The 12,695-nt window shown below is 67.1% G+C and carries 11 protein-coding genes; 10 read left to right on the top strand and 1 reads right to left on the bottom strand.

The features are described from left to right. The first annotated feature begins 187 nt into the window (after positions 1–187). The 7 genes from ACIO52_RS18685 (at position 188) to ACIO52_RS18715 (ending at position 8,144) form a co-directional block, all read left to right on the top strand. Complete coding sequence (locus tag ACIO52_RS18685) at positions 188–619, top strand: hypothetical protein (protein WP_402645286.1); 432 nt, start codon at positions 188–190, stop codon at positions 617–619. Beyond that, entirely contained in the window at positions 616–1,170 is a 555-nt protein-coding gene (locus tag ACIO52_RS18690; protein ID WP_402645289.1) for a hypothetical protein, read from the top strand. Before ACIO52_RS18685 ends, ACIO52_RS18690 begins: the two co-directional genes overlap by 4 nt. Continuing rightward, complete coding sequence (locus ACIO52_RS18695) at positions 1,086–2,039, top strand: hypothetical protein (protein WP_402645292.1); 954 nt, start codon at positions 1,086–1,088, stop codon at positions 2,037–2,039. Before ACIO52_RS18690 ends, ACIO52_RS18695 begins: the two co-directional genes overlap by 85 nt. Further along, positions 2,039–5,071 (top strand): glycine--tRNA ligase, encoded by a 3,033-nt coding sequence (locus tag ACIO52_RS18700; RefSeq protein WP_402645295.1) that lies wholly within the window; start codon positions 2,039–2,041, stop codon positions 5,069–5,071. Before ACIO52_RS18695 ends, ACIO52_RS18700 begins: the two co-directional genes overlap by 1 nt. Before the next feature lie 244 nt (positions 5,072–5,315). Then, a complete protein-coding gene (locus ACIO52_RS18705) occupies positions 5,316–5,972 on the top strand; it encodes a class I SAM-dependent methyltransferase (protein ID WP_402645298.1) in 657 nt (218 codons plus the stop codon). 143 nt (positions 5,973–6,115) lie between these two features. Further along, positions 6,116–6,370, top strand: a complete 255-nt coding sequence (locus ACIO52_RS18710) for a hypothetical protein (protein WP_402645301.1) — start codon at positions 6,116–6,118, stop codon at positions 6,368–6,370. 109 nt (positions 6,371–6,479) lie between these two features. Beyond that, complete coding sequence (locus ACIO52_RS18715) at positions 6,480–8,144, top strand: serine/threonine-protein kinase (RefSeq protein ID WP_402645303.1); 1,665 nt, start codon at positions 6,480–6,482, stop codon at positions 8,142–8,144. Between the two features lie 60 nt (positions 8,145–8,204). Here the strand turns inward: ACIO52_RS18715 and ACIO52_RS18720 are convergent, their stop codons facing one another. Then, on the bottom strand, positions 8,205–8,699 hold the full coding sequence (locus tag ACIO52_RS18720) for a hypothetical protein (protein ID WP_402645306.1): 495 nt from the start codon (positions 8,697–8,699) through the stop codon (positions 8,205–8,207). Positions 8,700–8,860: 161 nt separating this feature from the next. Here ACIO52_RS18720 and ACIO52_RS18725 point away from each other — a divergent pair, with 161 nt between their 5' ends. From ACIO52_RS18725 to ACIO52_RS18735, 3 genes are all read left to right on the top strand, one after another. After that, positions 8,861–9,475, top strand: a complete 615-nt coding sequence (locus tag ACIO52_RS18725; RefSeq protein WP_402645308.1) for a hypothetical protein — start codon at positions 8,861–8,863, stop codon at positions 9,473–9,475. 2,059 nt (positions 9,476–11,534) lie between these two features. Beyond that, entirely contained in the window at positions 11,535–12,494 is a 960-nt protein-coding gene (locus tag ACIO52_RS18730) for a hypothetical protein (RefSeq protein ID WP_316574775.1), read from the top strand. A 10-nt stretch (positions 12,495–12,504) separates the two neighbouring features. Then, entirely contained in the window at positions 12,505–12,693 is a 189-nt protein-coding gene (locus tag ACIO52_RS18735) for a hypothetical protein (RefSeq protein ID WP_316574776.1), read from the top strand. The last annotated feature ends 2 nt before the right edge of the window (positions 12,694–12,695 follow it).

Raw genomic sequence — 12,695 nt, forward strand, 5'->3', positions numbered from 1 at the left:
CAAGATATCGGTTCGGGTCCGGGCATGGTGCCGCTGGAAGGATTCCCGGCACGCCGGTGTCGATCGCCGTGGCGATCAGCCAGCTAATCGGGGGACAGCGGGCGCCTTCGGCGGGCCGAGTCCGATGTCGGCGACCGGTGCGGTGATGAAAGTTCCCGCTCGACAGCATTGTTCGCCAGCACGGGCGTTGCGCGAACTGCACGCCCACCATCGGCTGCACCGCCGCGCTACCGCCGATCTGGCCCTTGCAGGGCTTCCGCCGGCGGCCGTGGCCGAGGCCGCCGAGACAGCGAGCGAGGCCGCGTCCGAGATCGAGCACGCCGTCTACGCGATCGACTGCGAGGTCGCGCGCCGCCTGCAGGCCAAATTCATGGTTCCCGCCGCGAGCGTGCCGCGGCATTCGGAGTCGGTCGGGGCGGTGCTGTCGTGGGTGGTGGAGCTGTGGATCGAAGTCGACGAGCACCGCGAGGGCACCGAATCCCTGCCCGCCGCGCCCGCACTGGCCGATCTGCTCGACGCCTACACCGACCTGTGCGAAGAACTCGTTCTCGGCCTCCGCCAGCTACCCACGCCTCGGCGACCGCTGCCGTACCGGGCGGAAGCCGACGGCGCGCGGTGATCGACACCAAATCGGTGACGCGGTGGGTCAATCCGGTGCCGGACCTGCCTGATCCGGAGCGGCTCGAACACGCGTGCCGAGGACTAGCGCTGGTCAACACCGGCACACCGGTCCTGGACTCCGTGGTGGAGGTGGCCGCCGAGGTCGCCGAGCTCCACCGTGACCGAGCGATGGGCTTCGACCGGCGCACCGGCGTGTTCACTCGCCTGAAGAATCGACCCGCGCAGTCGATGGCGCAGCTGATGTTCGCCGGGACCGACGACACCGCCTTGATTGCCGAGATCGCTCAGCGCTTCGACGTGGACCAGGCGCGCGTGGCCGCCGACGCAGCAGAGCTGGCCGCGTCCCTGACCGCGCCTGCGCCGCCGGCGGCCGCGGGCACCGGCGCGTCGCTGCTCGAGATCGACAAGCGCTTCGACGCCAAGCTCGACTTCCCGCTGCGCCTCGAAATCGAGCTGACTGCGGTGTGCAACTGGAACTGCGGCTTTTGCTACAACGTCTGGAAGGTCGATCCGACCATGACGAGTGCGCCGAACGCGGCTGCTTCGTGATGCGCTACAGCGGCGGGGAGACGCTGCTGCACCCGGACGCGATGGACATCTTCGACTACGGCGGCCGCGCCGGGATGTACCAGGTGGTGTTCACCAACGGCCACTTCATCACCGCCGAACGCGCCGCCCGCCTCTCCGCGGCGAACGTGCGCTCGGTGCTGGTGTCGATCCACGGCGACCGCGACACCCACAACGAGCTCACCGGCCACCCCCCGCGCCTACGACAAGGCCATCACCGCGATGGAGCTGCTGCGCGATGTCGGGATCGAGGTCGTCGCCGAAATGACGTTGGTGAAGGGCAATCTCGACGGGCCCTCGATGTCATGCGCGACGTGTACTCGCACGGGGTGCGCGAGTTCGGGGTGATGCGCTACGTGCCGACCGGCCGTCACGACGACCGCTACGGCATCCCGGTGACGGTGACGATGCCGCTCATCGAGCGCATCGACGCCCTGGTCCGCGAGGAGTGCCCGGGGATGTCGGTGGCGTGGCCGTGCGCGCAGAAGCTGTGCACCTCCGACACCGACTCACCACTGCGCTCCGACGACCCCACCCTGGGCCTGCGGATGTCGCAGATCGTCGGCCATTGCGAATCCGGAATAGTCCGGGGCAGCGTGTCTTTCGACGGCAAGCTGCGCAACTGCCCGCACTCGAACGCCTACTTCGGCGCCCTGGTGCAGCAGCCGCTCGCCCAGGCCTGGCCAACGCTGACCGATGCCGTGCACACCGCGGTCGAGACCCGCCCGAGCTGCGCTGGATGCGCGGTCGCCGAGGCCTGCCGGGGCGGCTGCCATCTGCCCGCCTTCTTCGTGTCCAAGACCGCCACGTCGCTGGGAATTCCAGTTGTCGGCGCGGATAGGATTTCCTGATGGCAGCCTTCGCCGACACCCCCGCACAGACCAGCGCTCCTGTCTCGATGCACGAGGCGATCCTTCGCCTGCAAACGTACTGGTCCCAGCGAGGTTGCGTGTTAGGGCAGCCGTTCAACACCGAGGTCGGCGCGGGCACCATGAACCCCGCCACGCTGCTGTCGGTGCTGGGCCCCGAACGCTGGAACGTCGCCTACGTCGAACCCAGCGTGCGCCCCGACGACTCCCGCTACGGCCAGAACCCCAACCGCCTGCAAACCCACACCCAGTTCCAGGTCATCCTCAAGCCCGAACCCGGTAACCCGCAAGAGCTCTACCTGGGCTCGCTGGCCGCGCTCGGTATCGACCTCGATGCCCACGACGTGCGGTTCGTCGAGGACAACTGGGCCCAGCCCGCGATCGGCGCGTGGGGTTTGGGCTGGGAGGTCTGGCTCGACGGCATGGAGATCACCCAGTTCACCTACTTCCAGCAGGTCGCCGGCCAGAACCTGGACCCGATCCCGGTCGAGATCACCTACGGCCTCGAACGCATCCTGATGGCCGTCCAGGGCGTGACCCACTTCAAGGACATCGAATACGCACCTGGCGTCCGCTACGGCGACGTGTTCGGTCAGTCCGAGTACGAGATGTCGCGCTACTACCTCGACGACGCCGACGTCGCGACCACCCAAGCCCTGCTGGCCGCGTATTCGGCCGAGGCCGACCAGATGATCGCACGCGAACTGCCGGTGCCCGCGCACGTGCACGTGCTCAAGTCCAGCCATGCGTTCAACATCCTCGATTCCCGCGGCGCGGTGTCCACTGCGGAGCGGGCGAAGTGGTTCGCCACGATGCGCGCGCAGTCACGCAAGATCGCGCAGCTGTGGACGCAGCTGCGCGAGCAGGCCGGTCACCCGCGCGGTGTCGCCGAGGCCCCGGCACTGGCGGTCCCCACGGTCGACCCTGCGACGATCGTGTCGAAGCCCGACGCGCGGCTGCTGCTCGAGATCGGTACCGAGGAACTGCCCCCGCACGTCGTCGACGCGATGATTCCTGGCGTCGAGATCGCCCTGGGTGAGCTGCTGGCCGCGACAGCGTTGCCCTACAGCCGGATCCGGGTCCAGGCGACCCCGCGCCGGATCGTCGCCGTCGTCGACGGTGTGGGTGCGGCCGAGCCCGACAGCGTGGAGCTGCGGCGCGGCCCGAAACTCGCGTCGGCCTACGACGAGGCCGGGGCGCCGACGCGGGCGCTGGAGGGCTTCCTGCGTGGCCAGGGCGCGGCCCTTGAGGACGTGGAGGTCGTCGAGCACCAGGGCGCCGAGCATGTCGCGGTCAAGCGCGAGCAGATCGGCCGGGCGGCCGCGGTGGTGCTCACCGAGGTCTGTTCCCAGCTCGTCGGCGGTCTGCGGGCGGACAAGAACATGCGCTGGCGTGACCCGGCGCTGTCGTTCTCCCGGCCGATCCGATGGCTGGTCGCGCTGCTCGACGACGCGGTGCTGCCGGTGACCGCGGGCACCCTCGCCGCCGGCCACACCACCCGCGTGCACCGGCAAGCCGATCAGCCCGACGTCGTGATCGCCAGCGCGCAGGCCTACGACCAGGTTCTCGCCGAGGCGGGCATCATCGTCGACCATGCTGCTCGCCGTGCCCAGGTCGTCAGTGCCGCTGTGGATCTGGCGGCCGCGCGCGGCGGCGTGATCGACGTCGACGGCGAGACCGCACTGATCGACGAGATCACCAATTTGGTCGAGTCCCCGGTCGGTGTGCTCGGTGAGTTCGATCCTGCCTCGCTGGTGCTGCCCGAGCAGATCATCACCACGGTGATGCGCAAGCACCAGCGCTACCTGCCCGTCCGCGACGACGACGGCGCGCTGCTGCCGCTGTTCGTCACCATGGCCAACTTCGCCTGCGATCCCGAGACCGTCCGGATCGGTAACGAGACGGTGCTGCGGGCCCGGCTGGCGGATGCCGCGTTCTTCTACGACGCCGACCTCAAGACCACACCCGAGCAATTCCGGGCCCAGCTGCCCGCGTTGATGTTCCACGAGAAGCTGGGCTCGATGGCCCAGCGCGCCGACCGGATCGCGGCCGTAGCGAAACAGATCGCCGAGCACATCTCCCTCGCGGGCGGCGAGCAGGCGACCCTCGACCGCGCGGCCGCGCTGATCAAGTTCGACTTGGCCTCGCAGATGGTTGTGGAGATGACCTCGCTGGCGGGCACCATGGCGCGGGTGTACGCGACCGAAGCCGGGGAGCCCGCCGAGGTCGCGACCGCGCTGTGGGAGGCCGAACTGCCGCGCTACGGCGGCGACAGCCTGCCCGAGACCGTGCCCGGCGCGGTGCTGGCGCTGGCGGATCGACTCGACCTGATCGTCGGCATGCTCGCCGCCGGTGCGAAGCTCTCCGGCACCAGCGACCCCTACGGCCTGCGACGCGCGGCCGCCGGTGCCGTGGCCATCCTGCGCGCGCACCCCGCGCTCGAACCGGTCACCATCCCGCTCGGCCTGCAGGCCGCTGCGGAACGGCTGGCTGAGCAGGACGTCACCGTCGGTGCCGACGTCCTCGACGCGGCCGCAGAGCTGATCGCGGCCCGCTACGACCAGAGGCTGCGCGACGAGGGCGTAGACCAGGCATTGCGCGACGCGGTCCGGCCCGCGGCCGCCGCGCCGTATCGCGCTGACCAGCTGATCAGCCAGATCACAGATGCCAGCAGCACCCCGATTTTCCCGCGCCTGGTCGAAAGCTTGCAACGCATCATGCGCATCCTGCCCGAGGGTGTCGTCGCCGACTACGACACGGACAGGCTTTCTGGTGAGGCCGAGCAAGCGGTCCTGGCGACGTTGGCGACCGTGCCCAGCGCCGACGGTGATCTGCTCGCGTGGATCGGTCATGCTGTCGCACTGGCTGATCCGCTGGAGAGGTTCTTCGACGACGTACTCGTCATGGCCGACGATCCTGCCGACCGAGCAGCTCGTCTGGGACTGCTCGCGACTGTGGTGAGCCGGGCGCCGGCCGGGATCGACTGGCGTGGGGTCCATCAGCTGCGCCACTAACCGTGCCCGACATGGAGATGCCGCCGAGCCTTGGGGGTGCGGCGCGGCGGCATCTGAACTCACAGGTACCGACAGAGTCGGTCCGGTGAGCGGAGCCACGAATTGTGGCTGACCTCCTTGTCTGTCAACACCTTTCGTTTGCGGCTCCTGGCCGAGTTGCCCTTCCCTCATCGCAGATGAGCGGTCTCGGATGAGTCGGGTCCAGGTCGGCCCGGTGTACGCCCACGATCGTTACGGTGGTGTCGTGACCACGCTCTCGCGCATCGACCGGTTCAATGAGCGGCATCCGTGGAGCCATAACGACTTCTACGCCGGGTGGGTCGTCCGTCAGGTGAAGTCCAGCAATGCTCGAGATGTCCTTGATATCGGCTGTGGCACAGGAAACCTGATCGATCGGCTACAGACGCATGTCGAACGCGCGACTGGGATCGAACCCGACTCTGCGACCGCGCGCGTTGCGGCTGCGCGTTTCGCTGGGGACGGTTCCGTCGTGATTGATCAGGTTCGATTCGATCAGCTTCCCCCGCCTCGCCAGTGGGATGCCATCACGCTGGTCGCGACCCTGCACCATCTGCCGTTGGTCGACACCCTGCGCGAGCTGGACCGACGTTTGCGCCCCGGCGGCCGACTGATTGTGATCGGGTGCTTCCGCGTTGCAAGCCCGGTCGACTACGCAACAGGCTTCGTCGCCTCGATGGCCAACCTGACCGTGGGCAAGATCAAGCACCCGCACCCGAGCGACCAGCTCCCGATCGAGATGACCGCGCCGACCGCGACACCGCGTGAATCGCTCACCGAGATCCGCCGAGCGGCAGCAGAGTATCTGCCTGGAGCGCGCATCCGACGACGCCTGTTCTGGCGGTATTCGCTCGTCTACGACAAACCTGCTGGTCGGCGCTGACCAACGCCGCACCGGAACACGCCGACAAGCCATACCGCGCGTTCTCGGTGACAGATGTCCTGATCAAGTGACAGATACGGTGGTCAGCCACACGGATCCGCACTAAATCGCCTACCTCCATAAAACGGAGAATAATCGAACGTATGAGCGAGACGTGGGAACCGGTCTGGATGGTGGGCTCGACCATGGTCGACCCCGGAAAGCTCTACGCGGTCCCCGGCGGCTGGGCCGAGCCCGCGCCGCAAGCCTGCCGCAACGGGCATCTGCTGCGACGCAACGCAACAGTCGGGTCCGCGCCCTGCGGGCAGCACGGTCACCATCGCACGTTCCGGTGCCGCACCTGCGGGCACGAAATCATTTGGCCGCGTTTCGACGACACCTGCCGCCCCCCGCACTGAGTACGCCCGCCGCCGCGCCGAGGTCGGTGCCCGACCAACCCCCGGGCTGTGGCAAGTATCGGCTGAGAGTGCGTGCCGGGGCGGCGGTGACTGCGGGCCGCCGACTAGCATGCTCCTGGTGTTCGCTTTGGGGGATGTCTTCGCCGGATACGCCATCGAGAAGGTGCTCGGTCGCGGTGGAATCGGCACGGTCTATCTGGCCCGGCACCCGCGCCTGCCCCGGTGGACCGCGATCAAGGTCCTCAATCCGGAGCAGTTCTCCGACCCCGAGATCCGGGCCAGGTTCGAGCGCGAAGCCGACCTGGTCGCGGGATTGGAACACCCGAACATCGTCACCGTCTACGACCGAGGCGTCGACGCGGGTCAGCTGTGGATCTCCATGCGCTATATCCAGGGTGGTGACGCCGCGTCGCTGCCGCAGCCGCTCGACCCGATCCGCGCGGTCCACATCATCTCCGAAACCGCGAAGGCACTGGACTTCGCGCACAGCCGCGGTGTATTCCACCGCGACGTGAAGCCGGCCAACATTCTGATCGAGCCCCTCGACCAGGGCCAGGAGCGTATCCACCTCACCGACTTCGGGATCGCGCGCCTCGTTGACGGCGATGCCACCGGTCTCACTCGGCCCGGGACATTCATGGCGACGCTGGCTTTCGCCTCACCCGAACAACTGACCGGGATCACCGTCGACGGCCGCTCCGATCAGTATTCACTCGCCTGCACTCTGTTCCGGTTGCTCACCGGCACTGCACCCTTCGAGGCGATGAACCCTGCCGTCGTCATCCAAGGGCACCTGCAGCAGCCTCCGCCACGCGTCAGCAGTGTGCGTGCGGATCTACCCTTGGCCCTGGACGATGTGCTCGCCACGGCGATGGCCAAGCGACCCCAGGACCGCTACCCCAACTGCGCTGCGTTCGCGGCCGCCGCGGCCGCGGCGGTGAGCGCACCTGCTGTAACGACGTCGGCACAGGATGCAGACCTGGCCGCCAGAAGTGCCACGACACGGCTTTACCAGGTTCCCGAGCCTCGCTGGGCTGAGCATGGCCAACCACCACTCTTGACGCCAGTTCTGGCCCCGCCGCCACCGCCCGCACACCAGCCGCGCCCACCGGCCCGCTCGGCGCGCAGCGGAAAACTCCCTGTCCTGGTCGGGCTCGCGATCACCGTCGCGCTGGTGATCAGCATCTCCATCGGCATCACCCTCACCTCGAGAGGAGACAGCCCGTCGGCGGACGCGAGCACGACGACCACCGCGGCGAAGCCGATCGTCCCGGACGCGGCAGCGATACACACCGCCTTCCCGGCGATGGTGCCCGCCGACACCGACACCAGCACCGGCTACGGCGGCACCAAGTGCTACAGCTTCGCTGCCGGCACCAAGGACATGTGGTGGGATCCGGACTTCGGGGACTGGAAGTGGAAGATCACCTGCCAGGCTCCCGCCCAGGCCTCATCCCAGATCTTCTTCCGGATCTACGCCTACAGCAGTGCCTTAGCAGTCGAGTCGGTGGCGCGTGGCCTCCCGGCGCCGACGAAGTCGGTCGACACCAACACCGCCGCCGGTAAGCCCTACACCAACTACTCGTTCATCGACACCGGAAACCAGGAAGACCAGGGACACCGGTTGGACGCCCACAGAATCGTCACCGTCTTCACCGGCGACCCCGCACGCTCTCAGTTCCTCATGTACACCGAATGGCTGTCGAAATCGCCGACCCTCGCCGGTTCGGCAGCTGAGCTGAAACAGTGGTGGAAATCGGCGCCGCTGAACTGATTACTGAGCCTTGGCGTGACTGTGCGCGCTACTGCGCAACGATGCCGCGAGCTGGCCGCCTCAGACGTCGAAGTCGCGGCGTTCCTCGAACTCGCGAACCAGTCCAGCGATGCTGGAAAAGCCGCGTTCAATCATGAAATCCATCAAAAACCAGGCGGTGTCGCCTTCTTCGGTGAACGGGTACTCCAGCATCGGATTGATGTCGTCATAGAAGGAGTGGTCCCGCCCGAACCACTCATATGGCGCCCACCGCGCTCCCGCGAACCGGATGAACAACGTACCGATGAGGCAGATGCACTGGTCGGCGATTTCGGTGTTCTCGGCGGCCATCGCCGTGGGCATGTCCGGGAAGATGCGAGCGCAGTACGCATCGAGCTGACGCACTTCCGGGGCGTCCTCGGCCCACGGGCACCCGGGCACCTCCGCCAGACCGGCGGACTCCAAGAACTTGCGCGCTTGTGCGCGTTGGCGTTTTGGCGCCACCCACTCTGTCCAAACCGGGGTCGTCTCGAGGGCTTCCCCGCCGGGCGCCATCGTCAAGATTCCGTCATCCACCGCGCTGTCTCCGTACTCTCGAATTTCCGAAGAACCTGGTATCCCCTGCGAGGGATCACGGTATCGCCAGACACCGACATGTGGTCCGTTCGGCGCCCCCTGGCAGCCGCTGGCGGAGGGACACCCAGGTACCCGACCGCGCTGACGAGTACGGTGATCGCGTGAACTATCCAGGGGGACCAGCACATCCGCACGCCCAGCAACTGCCGTACCCGGGACCCGGCTATCAAGGGAACCAGCTGCCGCCGCAGTCGGGATCGGGCTATCCGCGGGCGCAGTACTCGGCACCGGGATACACGGGATTGCCGCAGCCCCAGCCGCCCAAACGCAACAAGGGCTTGATCATTGCGGCGGTGATCGGCGCGGGCGTTCTCGGCGCGACAGTGCTCGGCGCCTTGGTATACCGCGGCGTCACAGACCCGCACGGACGCAGCGAGATCGACGATCTGACGGCCGGCCGGTGCGTCGACCGACCGTCTTCGACCGACGTCGTCTACAGCCTGCCGACACGATCATGCGACAAACCGCACGACGGTGAAGTGCTCTACGTTGGCTACCTCACCGAGTGGACCAACGAGGCCGCCGCCCGCCAAGCGGGTACATCCCTGTGCTTCAACGCGACCCCCGTCATCGAAGCCACCGAGAATCCCGCGGTCGCCGAAGTCATGTCCTACGCACCGGTCGACGAGGCATCCTTCCGCAAGTCCCGCGCTGTCCACTGCATCGCCTGGGCCGCTCCCGGAGCCACGTTGAAAGCGCCCCTCACCGGCCGCTGATCATCAAGAGTGCTCGGTCGTGGTGTCGAACTTCGTGTACCACCGACTGCGAGGTGCGATCTTGCACTAGGACAGGCGGTCCTCAGCCCCTACCAACTGGTGTCACTACTACGCAGCGCGCCGATCGGCGCAATCACGCGTTCGGTGCGCGGGTCGAGCCACACCGGCGTTGGGCGATCGCCCACCGGCAGCGCGCGCCCGCCGCCGGTGGGCGATTGCACGAATTCGTCGAGCGGAGATGGCGGGATCCCGCCGGTGCCAAGCCTCCGGTGCGTTACGAAATGCCAGAGGAGTCGGCGGGGCCGTGACCTGGGATTTTGCCTCCCGAACATCGTCGTGATAGCTTGTGCTCCAAGGGGATAGCTGTACCCCGATGTCAAACCCTCAGTCGTGTGACTGGGGGTTTTTCGTGTTTCTGCGGGCGCTCGACCCCACCCACCTCGCCGCGCCACTGTTGGCATCCATCGACCGTGATGGCCGACCGCCACTACCAGTGACGCACCTCGCGCCGAGCTCGGTACGCACCATCGTCCGAAACCACCTCGCGGGACAGGCCACACCGCTCCCGAATACCCGACCACAACACCAATCGATCCGACCACCCCGAACCCTTACCAGTCTCCGATCTGCCGCTGGCCGACAACTATGACCAAGGCTTACAGGCACGCAAGAAGGCAGCCGCGCTGCTTGACGACCTCGACCTCGTGTACGACGAGGTGTCGCGCCGGTATGACGAGATTCTGAACCGACTCCGCTGGACCTAAGACGAAGCAACGATGTGTCATTGCCAATGGACGTCGACTACGTCGGTCTTCCACTGACATTCCAGTGAGGCCATTACTGACATGTAGTGACGTATTGCCTGGTCGCGGAACTGAAATCGTAAGATGCACGTCACGCTCTGTCAGTAGAGGCCACCCGCTGTCACTCATGGTGGGACGTGGCCACAGACGCGTTGGTAGCCAGCTCCTGCGGTCTCGCGCCAACGATGCGCCGCCGTTTTCTCGAATGCGGTTGGCGGGAAGGTCTGCTAGAACGCCCGCGGCACTCACCCCGGCTGGGGTCGGCATGCCCTAGAAGTTCATCGCCGAAGTCCGCCAAAGCGTCATCGTCTTCGTATCAGGCCAGGTCAGCGTCGCTGCTGTTCACTCGGCAGCACCCCCACGACCGCCACAACCAGTCCACGACCACGTCTACCGCCAATTCGATGGCATCCTGGCCGACCTCGGCCGGTCCCTGCTACGGCCGCGCGGACGCACACGGTAGGTGGCTCGGCTTGTGCTACGTCAGTCATCTGCTGACATCCTGGTGGCGCACCTACTGACATCAAGTGACGTACTGCCCGGTCCAACGCACTGACACGACATGACGCACGTCATCGGACGTCAGCATTGGCACGCGGCTGTCTCGCTCTTGTTGCGTTGGAGATGGATTCGCGGGGGGAGAAGGGTCCGGGGGCGTCCATAGCTGGGCTCGTTGGAGTCGGAGTGGGATCGAAAGCCGAAAGGGCCAATCCCGGAACACAAGTGGAGGACGCTAGCGTCGAGCCAATTTTCGCCTACTGACATCCAGTGACGCCATCTACTGACGCGACCGACGTATCGCCTGGTCGCGGCACTGACATTTTCATGACGGGTCTCACTAGTTTTCGAGAGGTTCTGTCGCAGTTACGTTACGTTGGCTGCGACCAAACGGAAACGGAAATACTCCGAGGTGTTCAGCCGAGAGGAGCGGCACTGACCCCCGATAATGTTCACTTATCGGCGGTCAGATGTGCGGTAAGCGGATCTGAGCCCTGAAGGGGCGACACGGTTTTCGTTTCGTCTAATTCGTAAAGAATTGACGAAACCAACGTTACGATTCTCCCGTGTCGAGCGTCTGCAACTATCCCGGCTGTGCCCGTCCCATCACCCGCGGCGGCGGTCCGGGTCGTCCCTCCGAATACTGCGACCACCCGGACCACACCCGATGGCGGGCATGGCGGGAAAGGCAACGCCTACAGCAGGAGTCGGAGGGTGAGGTCGAAAACGTCACTGTGACGACTCAAGGTCCGGTGACCGTGGCGAGGCTGCGTGCGGATGAGCTGCTCGGCCAGTTTCGGGGACTGGCCGAGCAATTGGGCACGACGCTGAACGCCGCCGTCGCGGAGTTGTCGACGCTGGGCGACCCCTCGGTGGCCGAGGCCCAGGTCCAGGCCGTGCAGGCCGATGCCGCCCGACGGATCGCGGAAGCAGACATGAAGGCGGTCGCCGCCGAACAGGCCCGCCGGGAGGCGGAGGAAGCCCGGGCCAACGCCGAATCGGCGGCCGAGGACGCCGCAGGCGCTGCCGAGGACGCCGAGCAGCTGATCGCTGCCGCGCACGCGGCGCGCGACGAGGCCTTGGCCGAGGTCGAGCGCCTGACGAAACAGGCCGCCGACGAGGTGTTCGCGGCGCGCAGCGCGGCCGAGGCCGAAGTCCGTGCCGCGCAACGAGACGCTGCCGAGGAGATCGAACGGATCCGGCAGGAAGCCGCCGACCAGACCGCGCGCGCCGAACAGCGCGCCGACACCGAGATCGCCCAGGTCCGTCGCGAGGCCGAAGCCAGGGTCAACGCGGCACAGGCCGAACGTGACCTGGCGGTGCAGCGGGCCGCCGACGCCGACCGGGCGACCGAACGAGCCGAGGCCGCGGCCGCCGAACGAGTGGAAGCCGCCAGCGAAGCGCGCGAGGAATGGCGCAGGGCCCGAAGCGAACTGGAGGCGACCCGGACCGAACTCGATCGCACGCGCGCCGAACTCGCCGACCTGCGCCGCACCGCCATCACCGACGCCGAAACCTGGCGCACCGAATCGGCCGCCGCGCTGGAACGGGTCAGGGCCGAGACCTCCGAACGGCTCGCCGCGCTCGACGATGCCCGCACCCAGACCCTCGCCCGTGCCGAACGCGCCGAACGCCAACTCGACGAACTGCTGGCCGCGACCCGATCACCCGCCGAGGCGAACGCGCTAACCGGCGCGGCGCGCGGCGCACTGGACTAGCGTCAGCGCCATGACCGACCAGCCCGGACCACTGGAGTCCACACGCGAGTTCGCCGCCGTCGACCTCGCCGCGATGCTGCACGAGGACGAGGACACCTACACGGGTCCCTCGCCGAAGGTCCGGCTGATCGCGATCCTGGTGGTGGCGGCGCTGGTCCTCGGTGCGGGCGCCACCACCCTCGCGATCCTGCTGTCCTGACC

Origin of the sequence: Nocardia sp. NPDC087230 (assembly GCF_044744725.1) — a bacterium.
GTDB classification, from domain to species: domain Bacteria; phylum Actinomycetota; class Actinomycetes; order Mycobacteriales; family Mycobacteriaceae; genus Nocardia; species Nocardia canadensis.

What these genes read in the sequence shown, in the direction of transcription:
- ACIO52_RS18700 (WP_402645295.1), top strand. Translation starts at nt 2,039, where the DNA reads ATGGCAGCCTTCGCCGACACCCCCGCACAGACCAGCGCTCCTGTCTCG.
- ACIO52_RS18710 (WP_402645301.1), top strand. Translation starts at nt 6,116, where the DNA reads ATGAGCGAGACGTGGGAACCGGTCTGGATGGTGGGCTCGACCATGGTC.
- ACIO52_RS18715 (WP_402645303.1), top strand. Translation starts at nt 6,480, where the DNA reads ATGCTCCTGGTGTTCGCTTTGGGGGATGTCTTCGCCGGATACGCCATC.
- ACIO52_RS18735 (WP_316574776.1), top strand. Translation starts at nt 12,505, where the DNA reads ATGACCGACCAGCCCGGACCACTGGAGTCCACACGCGAGTTCGCCGCC.